This window comes from Paenibacillus sp. RU5M, from assembly GCF_900221055.1.
Lineage (GTDB): Bacteria > Bacillota > Bacilli > Paenibacillales > Paenibacillaceae > Paenibacillus > Paenibacillus marchantiae.
Window position 1 is genome coordinate 934,296 of the sequence record NZ_OBQM01000001.1, and the last position, 23,636, is coordinate 957,931.

General features: G+C 40.4%; 23 protein-coding genes and 1 pseudogene. 13 read left to right on the forward strand and 11 right to left on the reverse strand.

What is annotated here, in order from left to right; translation table 11 throughout:
* Positions 1-43: 43 nt before the first annotated feature.
* Positions 44-907, reverse strand: coding sequence for a cupredoxin domain-containing protein (locus CRO25_RS33775; RefSeq protein WP_256863545.1), 864 nt, complete (start codon positions 905-907; stop codon positions 44-46).
* A gap of 246 nt (positions 908-1,153) precedes the next feature.
* Positions 1,154-1,693 (reverse strand): TetR/AcrR family transcriptional regulator, encoded by a 540-nt coding sequence (locus CRO25_RS04355; protein ID WP_064637477.1) that lies wholly within the window; start codon positions 1,691-1,693, stop codon positions 1,154-1,156.
* Positions 1,694-1,817: 124 nt separating this feature from the next.
* On the opposite strand from CRO25_RS04355, the gene CRO25_RS04360 reads away from it, so the two are divergent.
* The 3 genes from CRO25_RS04360 to arsC are packed head-to-tail and all read left to right on the forward strand — an operon-like array spanning position 1,818 to position 4,019.
* The gene (locus tag CRO25_RS04360; protein WP_079693806.1) at positions 1,818-2,915 is read left to right on the forward strand and encodes a lipocalin-like domain-containing protein; all 1,098 of its coding nucleotides are present in this window, start codon (positions 1,818-1,820) and stop codon (positions 2,913-2,915) included.
* Positions 2,916-2,934: 19 nt separating this feature from the next.
* A complete protein-coding gene (locus CRO25_RS04365) occupies positions 2,935-3,552 on the forward strand; it encodes an NAD(P)H-dependent oxidoreductase (protein ID WP_079693805.1) in 618 nt (205 codons plus the stop codon).
* A gap of 47 nt (positions 3,553-3,599) precedes the next feature.
* Positions 3,600-4,019: an arsenate reductase (thioredoxin) gene (gene arsC, locus CRO25_RS04370; protein WP_079693804.1), complete on the forward strand. Its 420-nt coding sequence runs from the start codon at positions 3,600-3,602 to the stop codon at positions 4,017-4,019.
* Positions 4,020-4,400: 381 nt separating this feature from the next.
* Here arsC and CRO25_RS04375 read toward each other — a convergent pair whose 3' ends face one another.
* On the reverse strand, positions 4,401-5,393 hold the full coding sequence (locus tag CRO25_RS04375) for an AraC family transcriptional regulator (protein ID WP_079693803.1): 993 nt from the start codon (positions 5,391-5,393) through the stop codon (positions 4,401-4,403).
* Positions 5,394-5,543: 150 nt separating this feature from the next.
* On the opposite strand from CRO25_RS04375, the gene CRO25_RS04380 reads away from it, so the two are divergent.
* The 3 genes from CRO25_RS04380 (at position 5,544) to CRO25_RS04390 (ending at position 9,067) form a co-directional block, all read left to right on the forward strand.
* Positions 5,544-6,923, forward strand: a complete 1,380-nt coding sequence (locus tag CRO25_RS04380) for a PTS transporter subunit EIIC (protein ID WP_079693802.1) — start codon at positions 5,544-5,546, stop codon at positions 6,921-6,923.
* Between the two features lie 151 nt (positions 6,924-7,074).
* Positions 7,075-8,538, forward strand: coding sequence for a glycoside hydrolase family 1 protein (locus tag CRO25_RS04385; RefSeq protein ID WP_079693801.1), 1,464 nt, complete (start codon positions 7,075-7,077; stop codon positions 8,536-8,538).
* A 52-nt stretch (positions 8,539-8,590) separates the two neighbouring features.
* On the forward strand, positions 8,591-9,067 hold the full coding sequence (locus CRO25_RS04390) for a PTS glucose transporter subunit IIA (protein ID WP_063562636.1): 477 nt from the start codon (positions 8,591-8,593) through the stop codon (positions 9,065-9,067).
* A gap of 85 nt (positions 9,068-9,152) precedes the next feature.
* Here CRO25_RS04390 and CRO25_RS33780 read toward each other — a convergent pair whose 3' ends face one another.
* From CRO25_RS33780 to CRO25_RS04400, 3 genes are all read right to left on the reverse strand, one after another.
* Positions 9,153-9,284 carry a hypothetical protein gene (locus CRO25_RS33780; protein ID WP_256863544.1) on the reverse strand — a complete coding sequence of 44 codons (132 nt, stop codon included), beginning with the start codon at positions 9,282-9,284 and terminating at the stop codon, positions 9,153-9,155.
* A 185-nt stretch (positions 9,285-9,469) separates the two neighbouring features.
* On the reverse strand, positions 9,470-10,984 hold the full coding sequence (locus tag CRO25_RS04395; RefSeq protein WP_063562635.1) for a DHA2 family efflux MFS transporter permease subunit: 1,515 nt from the start codon (positions 10,982-10,984) through the stop codon (positions 9,470-9,472).
* A gap of 76 nt (positions 10,985-11,060) precedes the next feature.
* Positions 11,061-11,675 carry a TetR/AcrR family transcriptional regulator gene (locus CRO25_RS04400; RefSeq protein WP_063562634.1) on the reverse strand — a complete coding sequence of 205 codons (615 nt, stop codon included), beginning with the start codon at positions 11,673-11,675 and terminating at the stop codon, positions 11,061-11,063.
* A 176-nt stretch (positions 11,676-11,851) separates the two neighbouring features.
* On the opposite strand from CRO25_RS04400, the pseudogene CRO25_RS04405 reads away from it, so the two are divergent.
* Positions 11,852-12,070, forward strand: a pseudogene (locus tag CRO25_RS04405) (winged helix-turn-helix transcriptional regulator); the annotation flags it as partial.
* 467 nt (positions 12,071-12,537) lie between these two features.
* On the opposite strand, the gene CRO25_RS04415 reads toward CRO25_RS04405, so the two are convergent.
* Positions 12,538-13,515, reverse strand: a complete 978-nt coding sequence (locus tag CRO25_RS04415; RefSeq protein WP_079693799.1) for a hypothetical protein — start codon at positions 13,513-13,515, stop codon at positions 12,538-12,540.
* On the reverse strand, positions 13,476-14,081 hold the full coding sequence (locus CRO25_RS04420; protein ID WP_063562631.1) for an RNA polymerase sigma factor: 606 nt from the start codon (positions 14,079-14,081) through the stop codon (positions 13,476-13,478). The genes CRO25_RS04415 and CRO25_RS04420 overlap by 40 nt, the downstream gene beginning before the upstream one ends.
* Positions 14,082-14,798: 717 nt before the next feature.
* Between CRO25_RS04420 and CRO25_RS04425 the strand changes: the two genes are divergently transcribed.
* Positions 14,799-15,113: a helix-turn-helix transcriptional regulator gene (locus CRO25_RS04425; RefSeq protein ID WP_064637503.1), complete on the forward strand. Its 315-nt coding sequence runs from the start codon at positions 14,799-14,801 to the stop codon at positions 15,111-15,113.
* Entirely contained in the window at positions 15,110-17,608 is a 2,499-nt protein-coding gene (locus CRO25_RS04430; RefSeq protein ID WP_079693798.1) for an FAD-dependent oxidoreductase, read from the forward strand. Before CRO25_RS04425 ends, CRO25_RS04430 begins: the two co-directional genes overlap by 4 nt.
* Positions 17,609-17,740: 132 nt before the next feature.
* Here CRO25_RS04430 and CRO25_RS04435 read toward each other — a convergent pair whose 3' ends face one another.
* The 3 genes from CRO25_RS04435 to CRO25_RS04445 all read right to left on the reverse strand — a co-directional run bounded on the left by CRO25_RS04435 (position 17,741) and on the right by CRO25_RS04445 (position 19,623).
* Complete coding sequence (locus CRO25_RS04435) at positions 17,741-18,079, reverse strand: cupin domain-containing protein (RefSeq protein ID WP_079693797.1); 339 nt, start codon at positions 18,077-18,079, stop codon at positions 17,741-17,743.
* 129 nt (positions 18,080-18,208) lie between these two features.
* Entirely contained in the window at positions 18,209-19,036 is an 828-nt protein-coding gene (locus CRO25_RS04440) for an AraC family transcriptional regulator (RefSeq protein WP_079693796.1), read from the reverse strand.
* Positions 19,037-19,263: 227 nt separating this feature from the next.
* Positions 19,264-19,623, reverse strand: coding sequence for a MerR family transcriptional regulator (locus tag CRO25_RS04445; RefSeq protein WP_063562626.1), 360 nt, complete (start codon positions 19,621-19,623; stop codon positions 19,264-19,266).
* A gap of 103 nt (positions 19,624-19,726) precedes the next feature.
* Between CRO25_RS04445 and CRO25_RS04450 the strand changes: the two genes are divergently transcribed.
* The 4 genes from CRO25_RS04450 (at position 19,727) to solA (ending at position 23,534) form a co-directional block, all read left to right on the forward strand.
* The gene (locus CRO25_RS04450) at positions 19,727-20,437 is read left to right on the forward strand and encodes an SDR family NAD(P)-dependent oxidoreductase (RefSeq protein ID WP_072733155.1); all 711 of its coding nucleotides are present in this window, start codon (positions 19,727-19,729) and stop codon (positions 20,435-20,437) included.
* Positions 20,438-20,734: 297 nt separating this feature from the next.
* A complete protein-coding gene (locus tag CRO25_RS04455) occupies positions 20,735-21,457 on the forward strand; it encodes a TetR/AcrR family transcriptional regulator (RefSeq protein WP_079693795.1) in 723 nt (240 codons plus the stop codon).
* 27 nt (positions 21,458-21,484) lie between these two features.
* Complete coding sequence (gene map / locus CRO25_RS04460; protein WP_079693794.1) at positions 21,485-22,231, forward strand: type I methionyl aminopeptidase; 747 nt, start codon at positions 21,485-21,487, stop codon at positions 22,229-22,231.
* Positions 22,232-22,409: 178 nt separating this feature from the next.
* Positions 22,410-23,534: an N-methyl-L-tryptophan oxidase gene (gene solA, locus CRO25_RS04465; RefSeq protein ID WP_079693793.1), complete on the forward strand. Its 1,125-nt coding sequence runs from the start codon at positions 22,410-22,412 to the stop codon at positions 23,532-23,534.
* Positions 23,535-23,636: the final 102 nt, after the last annotated feature.

Below are 23,636 nucleotides of genomic sequence, written 5' to 3' on the forward strand. Positions count from 1 at the left end.
TTAACTGACATAAAGTTCCCTAACATGATCCTACATTTCTCGCTTATACTACGGTGATCGTTCCATAATACATGTACATGCCACAATTGAAGTTGTACGTTCCAGGTTTCAGATCTTTTAGGGTAATGAAGTTGTCTCCTTTTTCAAGATACACATCTATTCCTAAATCTTTAGACTGAACACTTCTTATACATGTATAACCTGAATGTTTTATAAAATTTATTTTCGTCGGAACGCCAGCTTTTACTTTAATATTTTCTTGACTAAAACCATCTGATTTTACGTCGACAGAAACAATCTGATATCCTGAATTTTCTTGAACAGAATTAGCTTGCTCACTCTGTGATTCTTGTAATTTAATTGCCGATGTATCATTCGGTTGGAATTGGTAAAATAACGTTGCACCCACAGCTACAATTCCAAAAGCTACAGTGAGTATACCTCCAATAAACGGCACACCAATTCCACTTTTATTTGTTTTAGCGCTAGTATCCGTTTCTTGATTCGACAATTGAAGAGCAACGCTCAAAATAAAAATGAATAGGATGTCAACAAATATCATCATGATATAGGACGGACCAATCATTACCCCGAGCATTGCGCCCATCATGCCACCCATGATTCCTGCCAACATACCATCCAAAGTTGCCAATATGCTGATAGGTTTGCCTGTGAAGTATCCGGCTCCCAAGCCAAACAATATGGCGGCAATGGATGGGACTGTTAAATCACGAGGAAACACAATGCCTAATTGTACACCAAGTACAAGGCTGGACATCATGCCAATGGTCATAGCGATCATCATGCCAGGCATACCTGTAAGTTTTTCTTTTCGCTTATACGTTTTAAGAACAATGAATGCTGTAAAAAGTACGACCATAACTATACTTAATATCGCCAATAACACAATCTTATTCCTCCTAATATCCATACAGTAATGATGGTAGTTATCTACTCATAACATTACGATCAAGATCATTCATCTCACTCATGTACTAATATATCAGAATTATCATAAGAACGTGACTATTGTCACAGACAAGTCAAAGGATTGTCGTAATAGTATGAAGATAAATTGACATTTTGTTGATATCTCTTTCTATAATCTATGTTTAGTTCTTAGTTAGAGTATGGTCTAACCTAAATATAAGTTTCACTCTATATCAAAAAAATCAAGTGTCATTTTGGCCATTTCTTCTTTTGACTCCGTACAACCGCGTATTATCCACTTTTTTAATATGCTCCATAACCCCGCAGCCACCATCGTTCTCATATAATCTTTTTCAATTTCGCTATGGTACTCATGCTTAGTACCTATGATATGCTCCATCGCTTCCAAGTAAAGAACGTATTGGTCGTTAAGAAGTCCAAATAATTGATTTTCGATTAAAATGTGCAGAAAAACGTTATGTTTCTCCCAAAATGTGAAATAGGCAAGGGGCATTTCATGAGGCCCTAAGTTTTGATCACTAATATATTCAAAAAAATCCTGAAACATTAAATCAATGATTTCGACGAGTACAGATTCCTTGGATGTGAAGTTGCGGTAAAAGGTTTTTCTTACTAGACCGGCTTTATCACACATCTCTGTTATCGTGATTGCGCTATAGGGTTTTTCCTGTAAAAGTTCAATTAAAGCATCACATAACCATTTCTTTGATCGTTGAGCAATAGGATTAACGCGAGTAGACATGTCACAAATCACCTCTAATGTGTAACCTCTGTCACACGTATTGACTGCTTTATAGACATCCAATTATAATCGAACCCAACAAGTTACACAAGTGTGACACTAATGGGAAGCGGAGGAATTTAGGATGAACAAGGTAGTGACTTTAGCACATACCTATGAAGATTACAAAAGATTAGGGATTAATAAAGAACCTGCCAATTGGGAAGATGGTATGAGAACAGATGGTCAAGCAGGTAGTTATGAGTGGTGGTATTTTGACGCCGAATTTACAGATGGTACTAAGATTGTGGTCGTGTTCTACACGAAGTATGAGTTAGACCTCAAAGGTGAGGCATGCCCAACAATAAGGTTTGATCTGACGATGCCGGATGGTAGAAACATTTCGAAAAAAATATCCGAAGAGAAAGGTAGTACAATCCGCGCTTCCAAAGAAACATGTGATGTGAAAATTGATAGAAGTAGTATCCAATACTCCAATGGGGATTATATAATCCATTTCGTTGACGATGACATTGAATATCGCTGTACCATGAAATCTATCGTGCCCATGTGGAGACCTAAAACAGGACATATATTTTTTGGAGAAAAACAAAAGGACTTCTTTGCATGGTTCGTTGCCCAGCCTTCTGCCGATCTGGAGGCCGTACTTACTGTAAATGGACAACGCCGTGAATTAGTTGGTAACGGATATCACGATCATAATTGGGGAAACGCAGAAATGAACAAGCTCATCAACCATTGGTACTGGTGCCGTGCTAATATTGGACCGTATACCGTGATATCTTGCGATATCATTGCGGAGAAAAAGTATGGTTATACACGCATGCCTATCATCATGATTGCTAAAGACGGTGTGATTCTGGAAGATCGTGAGGAGAACACGAGGATAGAACGAACGGATACGATTAAGCATCCCTTTACAAAGAAATTCATGGATAACCAATTGAAATTTATTCAGTCCTCTGGCAATAACACTTCTTATCAAATTGAGTATCATCGGGAAGCGGATATCGTTGCAAGTTCTCTATTGGAGGGCATGAAGCTTTCTTTACCGATGCGTGTGGCTGTAAAAGTCTTGAAAATAAATCCAACATACGTTCGTAGTATAGGGACAGTTAAGTTGACCGTCAATGAGAATGGGAAGCAAGAGGTACATCAGCAGGAAGGTCTCTGGGAACAGATGTTCTTTAGCAACATCAAAGACGCTATTATTTGTGAATAACAGGAGGAAAAAGAGTCCTATGAAAGTGCTTATTATATTTGACCATCCTTACACAGCTAATTCTTCTGAGAATGTTCCTCATCATAGAAGCTATTCAGCAGCATTATTGGCTTCGGTTACTAGAGGGCTTCAATCCAGTGGACACAACGTAGATCTCATTGACTTGCACGCAGATGGATTTAATCCTGTGATGTCAGGGGCAGAACTCTCGGCGTGGAGACAAAAGAAAACCCTTGATCCTCTGGTAAAAGATTATCAAAAAAGATTGCTTGCAGCGGATCATATAATCTTTATTTTCCCAATATGGTGGGAAGCGATGCCTGCATCAACGAAAGGCTTTTTGGATAAAGTGTTTGCCAAAGGAATCATTTATGAGGAACCTAAAAAAGGTAGGCCCTTTGTTAGCCAGTTAAAAAAGCTTAAGGGAGTATCGCTATTAACAGTAATGGCCACTCCAGGGTTCTTCTATAGATGGATATTTGGTAATCCCATAACTAAAATACTATTTCGTGGTACATTTCGGAAAATGGGGTTTCACAAGTTGAAATGGTATAACTATGCTGGTATGGATGGTCGTACACTAGAAGTTAGAACGAAAGCATTAGAAAAAACAGAGAAGCGCTTTGCATCATTCTAGTCGATAACTCGAAATTTATTTGCAAATTGCAAGTAATGATGATGAACATGAGCAAAAAAACACTTTATTTCCTACGCACAGGCAACTCGTGTCGGAGCCAAATGGCTGAAGGTTGGGCTAAGAAATACCTGAGTGAGGACTGGAACATTTATAGCGCAGGAATCGAAGCACACGGTTTGAATCCAAAAGCTGTGGAAGCGATGAACGAAGTAGGTATTGATATTTCGAGCCAAACTTCGGACATCATTGACTCCGAGCTACTGAACAGTGCAGATTTCGTCGTCACATTATGCGGGGATGCGGCAGATAAATGTCCAATGACCCCTCCACAAGTGAAGCGAGAACACTGGGGATTCGATGATCCCGCGAAAGCACAAGGTACAGAAGAAGAGAGATGGGCTGTATTCCAAAGGGTTCGTGACCAGATTGGGGAGCGCATGAAGACGTTCGCTGAAACAGGCAGATAACACAAACAGAGCTTTCCTGCAACTTAACATTATGGATCCAATACTTAGAGGGAGCAATAGCTGAGCGGGAATGGATTAAGAAGATTTAGAAAGCTTCGAATAACCACACCGTGATTATACCGTGGGAACCCAAAGAAGCCGTTAGTTATGACAGTTTAAAGAAGTGGACTGAAGTCTAGAGAGTGATGTGGTGGCAAGAGATTAACGCGAGTCATTAATGGAGGTTCAAACTGCTGTTAAACATAACGCAAAAAGCAAAGGGTACCACCGCTGGTCTGAACAGATCAGCGGCTTTTTTATTACATTTTAAATTCATGGGCAAGAATAGGATGCATAGACCATAGCTAATGATGTGGTCTCATACGTTTCTCTCCAAATCGGTTAACTATGAGCCTGGCGATAAGCTTTTGGCGTCATATTGTAAGTCACTCCGAATTTTTGATAAAACGAATTCAGGTTGCTGATTTGAACCTTCTCTGCAATTTCTTGAATCGATAATGAAGTATTAGCCAAGTAATAACAAGCTAACTTCAATTTCAAAGAAACCTGAAGTTCTTTGAAATTCTTTCCCGATTTTTCCTTGATAAGATATGAAAGGTATTTCGGATGATAACCAAACTGTTTAGATAATGACGTTAAGGTGCAGTTCAAATATTCCTTTTCAATATAACGCAGGATATCCACTATATTGCCTGAAGAATCGTTGGATAACTGAATTTTCTGATTTTCGGAATCATCCTGATATATACGCAGTAGCTCTGTAAAAATAATCACCAGATACGAATTGATAATCTCACTTGAGTACATACGCAAGTCATAATACTCACAAAGCAAATCGGCAAACAAACGTTTAATTTTATGGTTACCTTTAGTACGGAAGATCAGAAAGTTATCATGATTTTGACTGTTGGATATGGCTGAAAGGATTAGGTTGGATACAATGCTTTGTTTAGCTAATCGGCTGAGGAAATTACTTGATAAAAATTGGTCACTCATACTGATATTGATGACAAGATCGTTTTCCCCGATCTTGTTTTTCATACGAATAACGTCTTTATCAAAAACACAAACATCACCCTCCTTTAACGTTATGGTTTTATCATCCACCACATACGTGCATTCTCCTGAGTATATATAGTTCATATTGACATTGGTATGAACGTAAAGAGGAACGCTAGTAAAGCGAGAGTCCTTACTAATGGCGATTCCGGTTTCAATGACATTTAGAGGTTTAAAGCGATAGACCATATGCCCCCGGACATCTACCTGAATCATATCTTGGTAGATCGGGCTTACCGCATCCGGATTAGCCAAATACTTTTTTTCACTATCGGTGTATGATTTTAGAAAAAAATCCAATTGGTTATAGTCCATATCACCCAACCTTACCTTTTGATATAGTATAGCTTTCTTTATGATATTGTTACCGCTTCCAAAGCCTTTTACAATTTAAGTGTATCACTGGTCATACATTTTCCGCAAATTGAAAAGTGATATTAAGTCAGGGAATAGGGGGAAGAAGATATGGACTACAAGCGTACAGGAAGTAACATCATAAAAGAAATCGGGGGCAGAGAGAATGTCAACCAGTTAACGCATTGCGCTACAAGATTACGTTTTACGCTTCAAGATTCAGCTAAGGCAGATCAAGAGAAGATGAAGGCGATTCCTGGTGTCCTTGGAGTGGTTAACAGCGGTGGACAGTTCCAAGTTATCGTAGGACAAGAGGTGGCGCGAATATACAATGAGATCGTTCCATTGTTAAGCGATAACACTTCTGACCAGGAAGAGATCAAAACCGAAGATTCAAACGTCTCTGCAAGAAAAGAGTCTGTCATTTCGCGTTTGTTGGGTACGATTTCTGGGATTTTCACGCCCATACTGCCTGCTATCACTGGGGCTGCAATGCTCAAAACGCTTCTCATCATTGTAACGATGACTCATCTTATGTCCAAAGAAACACAAACCTATGCCATTCTTAACTTTGTTACAGATGCGGCTTTTTATTTCCTGCCGGTTATGCTGGCATTCTCGGCAGCAAACAAATTTAAGATGAATCCAATGATGGCTGTGTCCTTAGGCGGCGTTCTATTACACCCGAGTTTTGTGGCTATGGTAGAAGCCAAAGACCCTGTTTACTTTTTGGGGATACCCGTATCCTTGGTAAGCTATGGTTCATCCGTTATCCCGATTATTTTGGTGATTTGGGCTGCTTCTTATGTTGAACGGTTTGCGGATCGGGTAACCCCAAAATCAGTTCGTTTCTTTATGAAACCGTTAATCACTTTACTTGTAATGGCACCGGTTGCCCTAATTTTTATAGCTCCACTAGGTAACATCGTTGGAACATATGTTGCAGTGGGAATCAATTTTTTGAATAACCATCTCGTGTGGATTTCACCTTTCATTTTTGGTATTTTCGGGCCGGTATTTATCATGCTGGGTATGCATTACGCTGTTACCATACCCATTGTCATTCAATCCATTACAACCTATGGGTTCGATATGATTGGCGCCGGATTTCTGGTGGCTAACGTTGCACAAGGCGCAGCTGCATTTGCGGTGGCCAGACACGTCAAGAATGATCCGGATTTTAAAGTATTGGCTAACTCCGCGGCTTTTACCGCTCTCCTCGGCGTAACAGAGCCTGCCATTTACGGGGTGAATCTCAAGCTGAAAAAACCATTTTATGCCGTACTGGTTGCCGGAGGAATTAGTGGATTGTTTGTTGGCCTTATGGGAGTTAAGAGACTGGCGCTTGCTCCGACTGGATTACTGACTCTACCCATTTTTGCAGATCCAAATCATGCGATGAATCTTGTGTATGCAATTATCGGCGCTATCATCAGTTTTATCCTGTCCTACTTCTTAACAACCGTACTGTTGAAAAAATCTAAACACTAAACATTAGAATTACAATCTTACTTTTTGTTATTTTTATTTGATCTTTTGACATTGTTCCATCACCTTAAGTCTTTATATGATAAGGATGAGGGTTCTGATTAAACCCCATTCAAAAATAGAAAAATGTAAATATTGATTGGAGGATATGAATATGAGAACAGGATTTTCGGAAGATTTCTTATGGGGCGGGGCAATTTCAGCATCCCAAGCGGACGGTGCCTATGACGTGATCGGAAAAGGTTTGGATACCCAAGACTTGCGTTATTTTGACAGCAACTGGACCAAAGAGGAGCGTGACCATCATCGTAACATCAACATGACTGGTGAGCGGTTCAAGCAAGCATTATTGGACAAAGATATGACTCATTACCCATTTCGCTGGGGAATTGATTTTTACAGCAACTATAAAGAGGATTTAAGATTGATGGAAGAATTAGGATTAAAAATCTTCCGGACATCCATTAACTGGGCTCGAATCTTTCCTAACGGTGATGATGCAGAGCCGAATGAGACAGGTATACAGTTTTACATTGATTTGTTTGATGAATGTCGCAAAAGAGGAATGAAAGTCTTTGCCACAATCCTGCATTACAATATTCCGGTTAACTTGGTTACGAAATACGGCGGCTGGAAAAACCGGCAAACCATCGAATTTTACTTGCGATATGCCAGAGTGCTGTTCGAAAGACTGGGAGATCGGGTGGATTATTGGCTGCCATTCAATGAGATCAATGCCGGCAAGTTTAACCCCTATAACGGTGTGTGCTTGATAAAAGATCAGGAAGAAGACTATGAAAATGCAATTTACCAATGTCTACATCACCAATTCATAGCGAATGCCCTAACCGTTAAGCTGGCACACGAGATCATCCCGGGCTCTAAGGTAGGCGGCATGATTGCCCGTTTCACGACTTATCCTGCGACCTGTAAGCCGGAAGACGTAATGCAGTCTATTTTAGATGAACAATATGCCAACTATTTTTATACGGATATTATGGCGCGAGGCAAGTATCCCGCTTATATGGAACGTTACTTTAATGACAACGACATCAATATCCATAAAGAAGCGGATGACGATAATATTTTGCGGGAATACACTGTTGATTTCCTGAGTTTTTCTTACTATATGTCCATGGTAGCGACAACCGATAAAAACTGGGATCGAACCGGCGGGAACCTAGTGACAGGAAACAAAAATCCGTATCTAAAAGCAAGTGATTGGGGCTGGCAAATTGACCCGATTGGTCTGAGGGTTTCTTTAAACCAAATGTACGATCGTTATCAACTGCCCATCTTCATTGCGGAAAATGGAATAGGTGCCCTTGATGAATTGAATGAAGGCGAAATTCATGATTCTTACCGAATTGACTATCTCAAGGAACATTTCAAACAAATGAAAGAGGCTATTATTGATGGAGTTGAATTAATCGGCTACACGATGTGGGGGATTATTGATATTGTTTCCTGTGGTACGATCGAAATGAGGAAGCGTTACGGTGTAATCTACGTTGACCGGGATGACCGTGGACAGGGTACGAATAAACGGTATAAAAAGGATTCATTTTATTGGTATCAAAATTGTATCAAAAGTAACGGTGAGCATTTAGAAGATTGAAGACAGTAATGGGATTAGAGGCAGACTTCTGCAAAGGAAAAGAGGAAACAACATGTTTGGATTTAAAAGAAAACAAGAACATACACTGGAGATTTTTTCCCCAATTCAAGGTACAACTCGTTCTTTGGATGAGGTAGAAGACGAAGCTTTTTCCAGCAGAGCGTTGGGCGACGGATTTGCAGTTGAACCTTCCGAAGGAAAAGTGACAGCGCCATTTTCGGGTAAGATTGCCCATATCATGGAGAAGAGCAAGCATGCACTCATTCTTGAGCACGATTCTGGTGTTCAAATTCTAATTCATGTCGGCATGAACACGGTATCTTTAAAAGGTGAAGGATTTACTGCTCATGTACAAACCGGAGATCGTGTCGTACAAGGTCAAGTGCTGCTTGAGTTTGATATTCCTTTAATCAAGAAGGCTGGATATGAACTATTGAGTCCAGTTATTGTTCCAAACGGCCAAGAAATAGTGAAAGAGGTACAGGTTTTAGGCAAGGGAGCAGACTTGATGATTGAGGTTAAGTATTGAAACCCAAGAAAAACTCTCTACAAGGAATTATACTTTCTTAAGAAGTAATCCTAACATTTTTTAAGTATAAGAAACTTGTAGCCTATTAAACGGCTACAGGTTTCTTATCGTTTAGTGGTATTTCTAATGATCGTTCGGTTTTTCTACCTGTAATAAAAGTGATGGCCCGTAGCCCAAAAAAGCTAATCACTAGTTTGATGGTTAATTCCATAAACATATTTATCTAACCTCCCCAATGAACAAATCATTGATGAATATATACCCGGTCTATTGGATTGAAAACATACATAACATGTAAGTTTAGAGAAAAGAAAATGGAGCCTGCTATCCTTAAGATAGTAGGCCCCTAGTTATTATATTTCTTTGATATTGTCTGTATTTTTTTTGATCAAATGCTTTTAATTAATTTACTGCGGTTTTAGTTTTAGTGTTACCCTGCTGATTTTTTAAAGCCTCGACAGGTTCATCACTTACTTCCGCACGTTTAATGAAGAAAACTAATATTAATGCAACAATGTTAATTCCAAGTGCGATATAGAATGAATATTGAATTCCGGCTAGTAACGCTTCTTGGGTTAATAAAGCTTTATTGGCTGCTGTCAAAGTTGTTGGATCAACACCAGTCATTAAATCTTCAGCTTTTGTTTTTGTCACCGAGTTCATAATCGTAATCAGAATAGCCGTACCAATCGAACCGGACACTTGCTGAGCTGTATTGTTGACAGCTGTACCATGTGGATTTAAGCGTGTTGGCAATTGATTTAGGCCGTTTGTCATAATAGGCATCATCACCATTGCCATACCAAACATACGCAGAGTGTACACAAGGATAATATAAGTGTGAGTCGAGTCGATTTGTAGGTTTGCCAACATGTACGTTGAGATCGCTGTAATCGTAAGTCCGATTACGCCAAGAACACGTGGGCCGTATTTATCAAATAGTCTACCTGTAATAGGTGACATAATCCCCATGATTATCGCACCAGGCAACATCATTAAACCTGAATCAAGTGGTGTAATACCTCTTACGTTTTGTACGTATGCCGGTGTTAAAATCATTCCGGAGAACATCGCCACTGCGTTTACAATCGCAATAACAGAGCCAAGGGCAAACATCGGATACTTGTAAACCCGTAAATCCAATAATGGCGTCTCCATTTTCAATTGACGGACAACGAAGGAGATCAGAGCAATAGCTCCGACGATTAAAGTGATTAAGACAACTTGATCTGTCCAGCCATCTGAACTTGCAGAACTAAACCCATATAACAAACCACCAAAACCAATGGAAGATAATATGATCGAGAAATAGTCCAGTGTTGCATTTTTGTTTTGCTGCATTATATTTTTGGATTTCCAAATCCCTAATAGTAAACTAATGACGGCTAACGGTAAAATCATTTCGAAAAGCAAGCGCCAGTCATAATATTCTACAATGAAACCTGATAATGTTGGCCCGATTGCAGGGGCTGTAATCATAACTAATCCGAAAATACCCATTGCTGTTCCGCGTTTTTCGCGTGGGAAACTTACCAGCATAATATTCATTAACAGTGGTCCCATTACTGAAGAGCCTGCTGCTTGAACCATTCTTCCTGTAAGCAATATGCCAAAGTTTGGTGCAACGGCTGCTATGGCCGTACCTAAAGTGAAGATGGTCATGGAAGTAATAAACAAACTTCTATTGGAGAAACGTGTTAATAAAAATGCTGACGCCGGAATCAATATACCACTGACCAGCATATAGCCAGTAGAAAGCCACTGGATCGTGGAATAATCTTTAATGTTCAAATCCACCATGATGGATGGCAGCGCTACATTTAAGAGCGAGTTATTTAGAAATGAAACAAATGCACCAATAAAAAGAATCGCAATCATTAAATAGGGTGGTTTTTTTTCTTGTAAAGCTGAATCCATATATGTCTTTTCTCCTTTTTTACACTTCATTTAATCCCTTAGTCGTTTAAATATTTGTGTATAAACATCTATTTATTTAAATTTTTTTAAATCCTTTTTTTAGCAGTTCCATCTGCTCACCATAATTTTTTAAAGCTTCATCATAGGTTAAATCTTTTACGAATATTTGAATAAGGTTATCAAAGGTTACAGCTATAATGATTTTTAAAATATGTTGCAATTCTCGGTCCCCTTGTATATTTAAAGTTTCCGTATTCATTAACCCAATGATAGGTAAAAGATGGCTATCCCGATTTTCTTCATAAATGTTCTTCGTAAATGTTTTTTCCGTTTTATAATTCATATTTAAAAAGGCATTTCTAAAAAAGTTTTTGTGTTCTTGATTAGTGTGATTCTGAATCATAAATTGAAATGAATCGATAAAAGCTTCGAATATATCTCCGTTGTTCTCCTTTAAAGCTGCGATAAATCGGTCACTATTTTTTTGTGAGGACTGGTTCAACAGGTAATAATACAGATCCTCTTTTTCCTCAAAGTATTGATAAAAACTTCCTCTAGAGATCCCCGCGTCTTTGATGATATTGGCAATAGATGCTTCGTGTAATGGAACTCGAGAAAATTCCCTTTTAGCACATTGAATTAACGTGTCCTGTTTATCTTTCGATAAGTGAAAAAATGTTTTTTTGGGCAAATATGATCCTCCAATCCTAATAAGTGACACCGTGTCACAATTGCTGATTAATGAATTATATATGACACTTGTGTCACAAGTCAACAATAAAAATGACACAGTGTCATATGTGGAAAAAGTTTATTTAAGTTTATTTAACATCCACAGTAAGAGTGAATTTTTCAATGAGTATGGCGCTAATACCTGATATTACGCAAAAAATGCTGAACGCTCAATTAAGACGTTTAGAAAAGAATGCACGAAAGGTTTATAAAGAAATCCCACCCAAAGTGGAGTATGAGTTAACGGCCTACGGATGGGGCTTAAAACCCGCGCTAGATCATTTGTGATATTGGGGAGAAGAACATCTGGAGAAAATTCATGGGGACAAATCCAAGGTTTTGGAAGAGTTTTGAGGCTGTAGCGTAAAAAATCTTCGTAAAAAGCGTGGACACCTACGATTCCTACTTTTTTAAAATTATAAAGGTATTTCAATAAAGTTGAAGAATACCCTATTAGAGATAGAATATAAATTTTAAAAGGGGAATGAAATGATTAAACGGCTTACTAAGAATATACCGATATGGTTTCTTTTTGTCGGGATAGTGGTATTTATTCTACTGTGTATTAATTTTTTTGAAATGAATACTAGAATTAATATGCTTGCATTGGTAATTTTAAATATTGCTAATACAATTCGATTGTGGAAGAATGAACGTCAGTCAGCAATGATGTTTTTATTGCTGGGTGTTTTGTGTACGTTCTTTCTTATCAGGTCTTTAATTTTATATTGATTCCGAAGATTGGGAATTATTCATTCATAATATAAGGGTAGTTAAAAAAGCCGATAAACACAACAGCTTCTGTGTGTTTATCGGCTTTCTTATGATGTTCCTTTTCTTAGTAACTCTCCGGCCAATTGTAAAAATTGTGCTTTGGTTAATTCTTTGTCCCCAAAGCTGGAAAGTGTGTAATATGCATCTTGCTCTTCATTGTACCAGTTTAGGTAATGATAACTTACGGCATTTTTTTTCATACTGTTATAGACAACTTCCGTTCCGGCGACTAAAATTTTGTCCGTTGAATTCTCTTTCTCCTGCTCTACAACCATATTTCCTCCATTCATGAGGATGACAGAAATTCCGATATGGGCCTTTCCTTTTGAATATATTCCGCTAATGCTTAAAGGCTCTGACCATGGTACGGTCTTCATGAACACCTTTTGCTCTGAAGAAGATTTGGCAGCTTGAACTCTAAGATCACTATATACTTTCTGGTAATAGGAGTCTTCCTTTTGCACATCAATTGTTGGAAATTTTGGGTTTATCTTTCCGTACTCGAAGGAATAGCCCATGGCGGTTAGAGGCAGGTTAGGAGCTCCTGTACGTTTGATTTCCTTCAAGAAGTCGGAGTACGAAGTTATTTGCTGTTCTTTATACTCAAAACGTAGTCCAAGCTCTGTAATTTCTGAAATTCTGTCGCTTTTCACAAAAAAAGCGATTAATTCCCCCGGCTTAGCAAAGTCCTGTACCTGGGCAGCAGAATAATCATATACGTTTGCCGTGCCAGTAGCAGGTTCATCCGAAGCAACATGTTGGACCTTAACGACCCCGTCACGAGTAAAGAGCTGGATGTATTCCGAAGCGGCATAAGCGCTGACTGAGATTAGCAAAATGAGGGCGAGCATACCACCCATTGCAGCTGTGCTTCTCGTTGTTTTTTTCAAGACCGAATGACGGCGGCTTTCAATTAAAGAGATTCTGCGCATTACCTGGCAGGTGACGTCGATTTCAGGCATCCTCTCGTTGCTCAATGCTTGTTTTAAATCTTGGTATTCATGGGCAACTCTGTTTCGTTCCAAACGAATTCCTCCTTCAATTTCATGGATTTCCGAATCTTCTGCTGGATCCGTTTCATTCTCTTTACAAGCGCATTAGGGTTGACCTTCAAAATGGTGCCGATCTCCGCGAAAGTCTTGTCTTCAAAAACCCGAAGTATAAGCAAGTTTCGTTCCTCCAGTGATAATCGAGACAGTGCTGCAGCCCATAGAGGCTTGTACAATATATTATCCAGCTCCTGTTCGTAGCTTATTACAACGGATTCTAAGGAAATAATCTTCAATACATTAAGATAAATACGGCGTCTTCGCAGCAGATTCAGGCAATGATGATAGGCGATCCGATACAGCCAAGCCGAAAAATGATTCTCTTTCTTGTATTGATGCAGCGATTGATAGGCTTTGACCAATACATCCTGTACGGCGTCTTCAGCGTCTTGTCTGTTGCCCAGCAAACGGTAGCAATAGCGGAAAATCGGCTGTTGAAATATCTTGATGATCGCTTCATATTCGTTTGTATTTCCTTGTTGAATGTTGGAGATAAGCGTTTCCACTTCTTCTGAGTTAATGTATTCCTGCGGCGATGCCAACACCTCCTTGACCTTTTATCCCTATAACACTTGAAGACAAAGAAAAGTGCCTCCGAAAAATGATTTTGTTTTCTTATATTTATTCTAGATTTTAGTGGGGAAAAAACGTTAAATTCGTGTATAAGCCGAGCGGCTTAAGTCATATAAACAGAGGACGACACATTGTGGAGAGAAGCCATTCTATTAGTATGATCGGATTTAGTATGGAGATGTTTATTTTAGCCATGGGTGTTATATAACATATTGATGGGACATAGTAAACGTGATTGATATGTTTTCATTCGAGAATTGTTACTTAAACTGAATTACACTAGCTGGGACTAAAACTCGATAAAACTGTTGGGATTGTTGTTTTAATGAAGGTCGACTTAGTTAGAAGAGAAGTAGGGGGCGACATGGAAGAACGCACCGATTTTTGAAGTGGACGTATTAAATAAACCCCTATATGTTAGATGTGACTAACAGATTGGGGAGAGTAAGAGGGGGAAATCAGCTTCTAGATATAAGGAATATTTTTATGTATCCTCAGGTATTAATTTTAGGATTAACATATTAAAAGAAATACTTTACTTAATTGATTATTGATTGAATACGTTCAGCTGCCTTATAAATTTGTTGGTTAAAATTTTATAGGGCCATGAGCATAAGATGAAAATATTTTGACATCCCAATTCAAATATCGTAATATTACGATATAACGATTCAGGAGGGGTATTTTTGAATACAGAAGCTTTTGATAGCACTAATTTAAAACAGTTCGATGAACCTGCTAATCTACTGAAAGCTCTATCTCATCCAATTCGTCTGTGCATTGTGCGCGGGTTGATGCGAAAAAAGAAATGTAATGTTTCATATATGCAGGAGTGTCTAGACCTTCCCCAATCAACAGTGTCCCAGCATTTGCAGAAGCTACGCAGTGCAGGTATTGTAACGACTGAGCGCAATGGCCTTGAAGTAAATTACGTGCTTGCCGACCAACGGATTGAACAGATGATACCTATTTTGTTTGGAGAGGAAGATTGTGAATCATGAGTAAAAAAGTACTGATTGTGGGCGGAGTAGCGGGTGGTGCATCAGCAGCTGCCCGTCTGCGCCGCCTGGATGAACATGCCGAAATTATCATATTTGAAAAAGGACCCTATATATCGTTTGCCAATTGCGGCTTACCTTATTATATTGGTGGCTCGATCGAGGATCGAGAGCGTTTGCTAGTACAAACTCCCAAAGGTATGGTCGATCGATTTAATATTGATGTGCGTACGCGAAGTGAGGTCGTCGCTATTGATCCGCATACTCGTACAGTTCAGGTACAAAGCCAGGAGCGCGGTCAATATGAAGAAAGCTATGACGAATTGATTTTGTCACCAGGTGCCAAGCCAATTATTCCCGATCTGCCGGGTACGGATAATCCACTGATTTATACAGTGCGCAGCATTCCAGATATTGATCGCATCAAGGAACAAATAAGTTCTTCTAACAACATATCATCGATTGTTATAGGCGGGGGATTTATTGGTGTTGAAATGGCGGAAAATTTGAAGGAAGCCGGATTAGATGTAACGTTGGTAGAGGGTAATGGTCAGCTGCTCACACCATTTGATGCTGAGTTGGCAGCAGCATTGGCACAGGAAATGGAGCAAAATGGGGTGAAGCTGTTGTTTTCCCAGCGGGTTCAGAGCTTTCAGGCACTTGAGCAGGGAATTGGTGTTGAGCTTGCAGATGGTCGTGTTCTGACAGCTGACCTAATTATTCTTGCGATAGGAGTAACTCCAGATACAGCTTTTCTGAGAAATAGCGGAGTTTCCCTAGGAACACGTGGACATATTATGGTCAACGAAGCACTCGAAAGCAGTGTGCCACATATCTATGCTGTTGGCGATGCCATCGAAGTAACTGAAACCATTCATGGCACAAAGACAGCTATTCCGCTTGCTGGACCTGCCAACAAACAGGGACGAATTGTTGCAGATCAAATCGCCGGACTAAGTTCCATCTACAAAGGAACACAAGGAACGGCAATTATTAAAGTGTTTGGAATGACCGGAGCAACTACAGGTAGTAATGAGAAAACACTAAAACGTCTCGGCATCGATTATCGAACTGTAATTGTGCATCCTGCATCTCATGCATCGTATTATCCGGGTTCCAGCGCGATTACACTTAAACTGCTGTTTACTCCGGTAGGTAAAATTTTAGGTGCACAAGCAATTGGTTATGACGGTGTGGATAAACGGGTTGATGACATAGCTGTAGCCATTCATTTTGGGGGTCACATCAGTGATTTATCAGAGCTTGAGTTGAGTTACGCGCCACCGTATTCCTCTGCGAAAGATCCAGTTAATATGGCTGGTTATGCAGCTGAAAATATTACGGCTGGACGTGTTGAAACGTTCACCTATGATCAGCTAACTGAACGCCAGCCGGAGCAGTCGATATTGCTGGATGTACGCAGTGAGCTGGAGCATCGCAATGGGAATATTCCGGACTCCATAAATATTTCAGTGGATGAGCTTCGTCAGCGATTAGATGAATTAGACTCAACCAAAGATATTTGGGTATACTGCCAGGTTGGTCTGCGTGGATATACAGCTTCGCAGATTTTGCGTCAGCATGGCTTTAATGTGAAAAATCTGAGTGGAGGTTATAAAACATACCGCCAAGCACAATTTCGGCCTGCTCCAATTTCTACCGGAAACCATGATAATAATGATGGACAGGGTCAGAACAACAATCCGAAACATGCTGTAAAGGAAGCAGAGCTCTCCAATCCAATCTTTACAGAGCCACAGCGTATTGATAATGAGTTGAACGTGTGCGGTTTAAGTTGTCCCGGTCCGCTGATACAACTCAAGCAGAAAATGGATCAACTATCGAATGGAGAGACTCTACGGGTGAAAGCTTCCGATCCAGGATTTTATGAAGATGTGAAAGCATGGGCAACGATGTCTGGTTCCTCACTTCTACACTTGGAACGATCCCAAAGCGGTACTATTGAAGCTGTAATTGCCAAAAATACTGCGCAGACCGCATCGTCAGCTATGGAAACTCCTAAAGAGGAGCCTGCGAGCACGCTGGTTGTCTTCAGTGGTGATCTAGATAAAGCGATTGCTTCTCTTATTATTGCAAATGGGGCAGCAGCAAGTGGACGTAAAGTAACCATGTTCTTCACTTTCTGGGGATTGAATATTATCCGTAAGCATCAGCCACAGCCTGTATCCAAAACAATGATTGGCCGCATGTTTGACATGATGTTACCGCGCGGCAGCCACAAGCTAGGCATGTCCAAAATGAATATGCTTGGAGTTGGCCCAAAGATTATTCGAGGCATTATGAAGAATAATAATGTTGCTTCTCTGGAAGAACTGATGCAGACCGCAACTGCGCAGGGAGTTGAGTTTGTCGCTTGCCAGATGTCCATGGATTTAATGGGGATTCAGCGTGAAGAATTAATGGATTCGGTTAACATCGGTGGAGTGGGCTACTATCTGGGGCAGGCAGCTCATGCAAATCATAATCTATTTATTTAAAATCGGTTTGTTAATAAAACCATTCAACTGTTTAGTGACATGTGTTATCTTAAAAAGCAAAAGCCCCTTCATTGCTGAAGGGGCTTAGATTCGTTTATTACAATGTCCGTTCGATGAAACGTAGTAGGGTATTTATGCGGACTCAGTCCCGCCAGTGTTGCCTTCACTTTTAGGTTCCATCAACATGATATGACATTCCTTTTCGGCGGAGGGTTTGATCTCAAGTCCCCTCGGGACAATAAACATCTCATCCTTGGAAATTCTCACCTGACCATCACGAAAATCAATGATCATCTCGCCTTCAATCACGAAAAATAACTTATCGGTTTCGGGATGAACATGCCATTCATAATCGCCAGCAATCTTAACAATTTTAAATTGATAGTCATTCATTTCACCAATTAATTGGGGTGACCAATTATCTTTTATTTTAGATAGTTCCTCGCTTAGTTTAATCGCTTGATGATGGATAGTAAGCCCTCCTTATTTTTCACTTTCGATACAATGCTGCATACGCAACTCAAGACATGATGATGTTTTTCTTGGTCTGCCATAAGTATACTGATTTAATTTTTGCTTTAAAATGGATGCCTGTTGAAGTTAGCATGGATTATTGATGAACTTCCGTCGATATTCAGTAGGAGAAAAGCCAAATTGTTTCTTGAACACTTTACTGAAATAAAAAGGGTCAGCAATTCCAACCGCTTGTGCAATTTGCTGTACTGGCACATCACTTGTAAATAGCATTTTTTGTGCCATGTTTATACGGTATTTTAATAGATATTCTGCCGGGCCCATCCCTGCATGTTTTTTGAATACGTAAGAAAGTCGATTTCGATTAACGTTATATTGTTCTGCGAGCGATGTTATGGTAAGGCCATGATAGTAGTATTCATGAATATAATTAGATACCCGTTCGAATAAAGTATGTGATTCACTACTCATTTGCCTATTCGACACACTTATTAAGGCTTCGTTCAGCACATCGCGAAACAGCATTTCAGTCTGAAATTTTGAAATGCCTCCACGCTGATTATACACATGCCAAAGCTGCATAATTAATTCGATAAGACGTGGGGATTGTCCCGTTGATAATTCAAAATGCTGATGGGAAAAGCTTGACTCTTCTAGTTCTGAGCTACATATACGGTATAAAACAAGGATATATTCCCAGTTGGAGTTATCAAACGTTTTTTCATCCAATTTCATTTTTGCACCACCATGCACCACTTTTCCTGGCGAAAGAATATAAGGTGTTCCATTAAATTGAAATTGTATCTTTCCTGTAAGGGGAAACACAAATCCAGGAAAAGAGTCGGTATAGTCAGCGTGATTCACTCCTGGATTTGTAGCATATCTATATATTCCCTCTACTTGAAAAGGAATGTGTGCAAAATGTTCTGCTAACTGATTCACATCTATTTTCACGTTGTGTACCTCATTTCGATAGTAACTCACTCCACATTATTGATAACAATTCTCATTGTCAACCTATTTAAACAATAGTTTCATCGATGTTGAAACTTTAGCTTATGCGAACTATAGCTAAATAAAATGAAGAAGGCAGACGATCAAACGTGATCGTCTGCCTTTTTTGGGTTCAACGTTCTAATTACATGAAATTCAAAAGTTTTGTCTTTAGGAAAAGACTTATCTTAATAATTTTCTCCGCGATAATAGCGCTCCAATTTGTGATCCAAATGAACGAGCTGCGCTTTTTTCTCCTCGATATCTTCCAGCAACTTTTGCCTTTGATCTTGAATCAGTTTGGTTCTTTCCGGCAGAGTCGAGGTTCCTTCATTTACTTTGTCATAATACGTTTTGATATCCTCCACACTCATCCCGGTTTCGCGAAGACATTTGATAAAAACCAGCCAGTTCAGATCATCTTCCGTGTAAAGACGGTTATTCTGCTCACTTCGCGCAGCAGGCTTCAACAGGCCCTTTCTTTCGTAAAAGCGTATCGCCCCGATAGCGATATCGACTTTCTTCGCTACTTCTCCAATCGTTAACATGTTAACCCTCTTTTTTATCAAAATTTATAGTTGACCTACACTAAGTGTAGCATAGTAACTTATGTATTGTTAATGAAATCAAATTAGAGAAAAGAGGATTCACATGAAGAAGACCGCTTTTGTAACTGGAGCAAATAAAGGAATCGGATTCGAAATCGTTAAGCAGTTAGGACAAGCCGGCTGGAAAGTCGTCCTTGGTGCACGCAGCGTTGAACGGGGCGAAGCAGCTGTTACCGAGTTAACTTCTGAGGGGTTAGACATAGAATTTGTGCAAATTGACATGAGTGACTTGGAAACTATCGAAAGGGCAGCCGATATGATTGCCAAGGATTATCCGTACTTAACACTTTTGATCAATAATGCGGGTATGCCGGGTGCTTTCGCCCGTTCTTTTACGGATACCAAAGAAGAGAATCTGAGGAGCGCTTTTGAAGTCAACTTTTTCGGAACCTTTCGTCTGAACCAGCGTTTGTTCCCGTTAATCAAAGATAACGAAGGCACAATCGTTAATGTATCGACCGACATGGCTTCTCTGGATCATATGCAAAATGCTGGATTTGCTTTAAACGCATTCGATTATAACTCATCCAAAACGGCCAACAATGCTATGACAGTTTCGATGGCTTATGAACTTAAAAGCAGCAGGGCTCAAGTATTTGCGGTAACGCCTGGATTCACATCAACAGACCTCAACGGAAATGCTGAAGGCGGTAAATCAAAAGAGGCAGCTGCTGCGATTATCGTGGGTTATGCGACAGATGGCAAACATCATAACGGCGAATTCTTGAATGAGCAAGGCGTGTACGCCTGGTAATCCCATCTGCAAAGCAATGGTATCCAAATGTATTTTGGTTAGAGTAACATTCAACGGCTAATCAAAGGGGTAAAATGGCGCGAATTAATTTGGAAGGACAAGAACGAAGTGTTAAAAGGCTTTGTCATTATGTTGTGGTAAAGCTATATACTCGTTAAGTAACAGACATATTAAGCCGGGGCACCCGCTTAGTATGTCTGTTTTTCCGTAATCCTCCAGCTAATTCTTGTTATTTGCAAGCTAATGTTTTATATTGACATAAGAGTAGGTCAAAAATAAAAGAGGTGAGCGGACGAGATGACTCCACGCACAAAAGAACAAAACGAAGAGATCCGGCTGCGGCGCCTGGCGCAAATTCGTAAAGCCGCTGCCGATGTGTTTTTGAATAAAGGGTCTTTACTCGAAATCCGAGATGTGGCCATTGAGGCGGGACTCGGATATGGCACGGTATACCATTATTACAGTAATAAAGGCGATTTGCTCCACGATCTGCTGTGGGATGCGTTGGAGCGGGCCGGGGGAGCACCGGCAGCCCCACACGCTTCGAATTCGGGGGATGAGCCAGCGAATGGGCTCCTCGCCTTTGCTTCTGCGGCGAATACCGGAAACTTTGCTGTCGCGGATTCCCAAAGCGGAAACTACGAAACGACCGCTTCCGCAGAACTTGGCCCCGTCGCGGCAGCCAGCGTCCAGTTGCTGCAGCTTTGGGCGGAGGACCACGCCATATACCTGCTGTATAAGCTGGCTCTTGAGGGGTTTGCCTCGCTACCTGAAGCACGCTCGACCAAGCTTATGGCTGCTTTTCAAGATGAGGTGCTCTCGACGTTTGCTGCGCTGGTGGACACCGGGCGTGCGGCAGACGAGGATGATGCTTCCGGCGGAAACGCGGCGGAGCAGCCGTATCGGCTACAGCGCGCGGAAATGCTGATGGCTGCCTTGGTTGGGTGCGCCTCGCTTTCGCTGCGTCGCGAAAAGCTGCACGAGGAGGCAGGGGATATCGTCGGGTTTTTAAAATTATAGGATGCCTAAGGAGTGAATATACAAAAGATGATCATTATAAAATCACCTAGGGAAATTGAAGAAATGAAGCCGGCGAGCCAAATCGTTGCGGACTGTTACCGCGAGGTGACCAAACTAATCGAGCCTGGCATCACCACACTAGAAATCAATGATTTTGTTGCCAGGCACATCACCAAGCTGGGTGGCAAGCAGTTTACGAAAGGCTATAATGGTTTCCCCGCCGAAACCTGCATTTCGATCAACGATGTGGTGGCCCACGGCATTCCTTCGAAACGGGTAATCATGGATGGAGACTTGCTAAAACTCGACATCGTCGTGGAATACGGGGGATGGTTCGGCGATTCGTGTGTGTGCTATGCGGTAGGCAATATTCGGCCGGAAGTGCAAAAGTTAATGAAGGTGACAAAGGAATGCTTGGATCTGGGAATTGCTCGGGCTATACCCGGAGGCCGGCTCGGCGACATAACGTCGGCGATTCAAAAGCATGCGGAAGCGCATGGGTACTCGGTGGTACGTGATCTGTTGGCACACGGGATTGGGCGGAGCCTGCATGAGGAACCGACCTATGAGCATATCGGCGTAGCCGGCAAAGGCATTCGATTAAAAGAAGGCATGGTGTTTACGATTGAACCGATGATCAACGAAGGAACGTTCCGTATCAGGATCGACGACGATCAGTGGACGGCGAGAACGGCCGACGGCAAGTTGTCGGCACAATATGAGCATACGATCGCAATCACCTCGGATGGACCGCTGATTTTAACGGCTCAGTAATAGTAAATTTACGAATCTAAGAAAACCGCATTGTTATGCGGTTTTTTTATTATGACTTGGGTATCATGTCCAGGATAGCGCAATTGTTAAGTGTTAATATCATTAGTAATATAGAAGAATACTAGCCATACTTAATACTTAAGTTACATGGGGATTTCTTACAAGGAGGCAACTTGCAATGCATTATGACGTAATTGTAATAGGAGCAGGTTCAATGGGGATGGCGGCGGGTTATTTTTTATCCAAGAGTGGGAAAAGTACACTATTAATAGATTCCTTTAACCCGCCCCATAACAAAGGCAGTCATCACGGAGAGACAAGAATCATTCGGCACGCGTATGGTGAAGGTGAAAATTATGTTCCGTTGGCACTCAAGGCTCAAGAATTATGGAATGACTTAGAGAAAGTGTCGGGAAAACAATTATTTCTCCCTACTGGGGTTATAAACGTGGGTTACGAGAAAACAGATTTTATCCAAAATATCATTTCAAGCTCAAAAACCTATTCATTACCACTTGAGATTTTAGATTCCAATGAAGTAAATAAGCGCTGGCCAGGCATCAATTTACCGAACAATTACATTGGTTGCTACGAACCAACCTCAGGAGTGTTGAAATGTGAGGAATGCATTGAAGCATATCGAGAACTCGCAGAGCAAAACGGAGCTACCATCATAACCAATAGTAAAGTAAAAGAAATTATGGTTCATGATAAAAGAGTTACCATCAAGACCGAAGATCATACTTTTAGTGCTAATGCGTTAGTAGTTTCAGCAGGGGCCTGGTCAGGAAGTCTCCTTTCCATGTTGGATCTAAATCTTCCTCTTAATCCTATAAGAAAAACATTTGCCTGGTTTGATACTAAAGATGATTTATATAATCATAAGGAGTTCCCAGCCTTTTCGTTTGAAACATCTCACGGACATTATTATGGTTTCCCAAGCATTGATGGTTCCGGATTAAAATTAGGCCGACATGATGGAGGAGATACAATCAATCCAGATGAAGCCATCCTGGAATTTGGTGAACTAGAGGAAGACACGACAGATTTAAAACAATTTTTGCAACACTATATGCCCTCAGCACAAGAATTGAAGTTCGGTAAAACGTGTATGTATACAATGACTCCTGACGAAGATTTCATTATAGATACACATCCTAACTATCCAAACGTTGCCATTGCATCAGGTTTCTCAGGACATGGCTTTAAATTTAGTAGTGTAGTTGGACAGATTTTAAGTGATTTGATTATATCAGGGAAAACGGAACATAACATTTCTCCATTTTCAATCAATCGATTTTAAGAATCCATTCAAGAGAAATTTTATGTGCTGCCACTTGTATGCAGTGCGAAAACAATCTAGCGATAAAAAAATACAAAGACCGGTCTTCTTTTAATAGAAGTT

What these genes read in the sequence shown, in the direction of transcription:
- CRO25_RS04430 (WP_079693798.1), top strand. Translation starts at nt 15,110, where the DNA reads ATGAGTAAAAAAGTACTGATTGTGGGCGGAGTAGCGGGTGGTGCATCA.
- CRO25_RS04450 (WP_072733155.1), top strand. Translation starts at nt 19,727, where the DNA reads ATGAAGAAGACCGCTTTTGTAACTGGAGCAAATAAAGGAATCGGATTC.
- CRO25_RS04455 (WP_079693795.1), top strand. Translation starts at nt 20,735, where the DNA reads ATGACTCCACGCACAAAAGAACAAAACGAAGAGATCCGGCTGCGGCGC.
- CRO25_RS04380 (WP_079693802.1), top strand. Translation starts at nt 5,544, where the DNA reads ATGGACTACAAGCGTACAGGAAGTAACATCATAAAAGAAATCGGGGGC.
- CRO25_RS04445 (WP_063562626.1), bottom strand. Translation starts at nt 19,623, where the DNA reads ATGTTAACGATTGGAGAAGTAGCGAAGAAAGTCGATATCGCTATCGGG.
- CRO25_RS04385 (WP_079693801.1), top strand. Translation starts at nt 7,075, where the DNA reads ATGAGAACAGGATTTTCGGAAGATTTCTTATGGGGCGGGGCAATTTCA.
- CRO25_RS04390 (WP_063562636.1), top strand. Translation starts at nt 8,591, where the DNA reads ATGTTTGGATTTAAAAGAAAACAAGAACATACACTGGAGATTTTTTCC.
- CRO25_RS04360 (WP_079693806.1), top strand. Translation starts at nt 1,818, where the DNA reads ATGAACAAGGTAGTGACTTTAGCACATACCTATGAAGATTACAAAAGA.
- map (WP_079693794.1), top strand. Translation starts at nt 21,485, where the DNA reads ATGATCATTATAAAATCACCTAGGGAAATTGAAGAAATGAAGCCGGCG.
- CRO25_RS04365 (WP_079693805.1), top strand. Translation starts at nt 2,935, where the DNA reads ATGAAAGTGCTTATTATATTTGACCATCCTTACACAGCTAATTCTTCT.
- CRO25_RS04355 (WP_064637477.1), bottom strand. Translation starts at nt 1,693, where the DNA reads ATGTCTACTCGCGTTAATCCTATTGCTCAACGATCAAAGAAATGGTTA.
- arsC (WP_079693804.1), top strand. Translation starts at nt 3,600, where the DNA reads ATGAGCAAAAAAACACTTTATTTCCTACGCACAGGCAACTCGTGTCGG.
- CRO25_RS33780 (WP_256863544.1), bottom strand. Translation starts at nt 9,284, where the DNA reads ATGTTTATGGAATTAACCATCAAACTAGTGATTAGCTTTTTTGGGCTA.
- CRO25_RS04395 (WP_063562635.1), bottom strand. Translation starts at nt 10,984, where the DNA reads ATGGATTCAGCTTTACAAGAAAAAAAACCACCCTATTTAATGATTGCG.
- CRO25_RS04375 (WP_079693803.1), bottom strand. Translation starts at nt 5,393, where the DNA reads ATGGACTATAACCAATTGGATTTTTTTCTAAAATCATACACCGATAGT.
- solA (WP_079693793.1), top strand. Translation starts at nt 22,410, where the DNA reads ATGCATTATGACGTAATTGTAATAGGAGCAGGTTCAATGGGGATGGCG.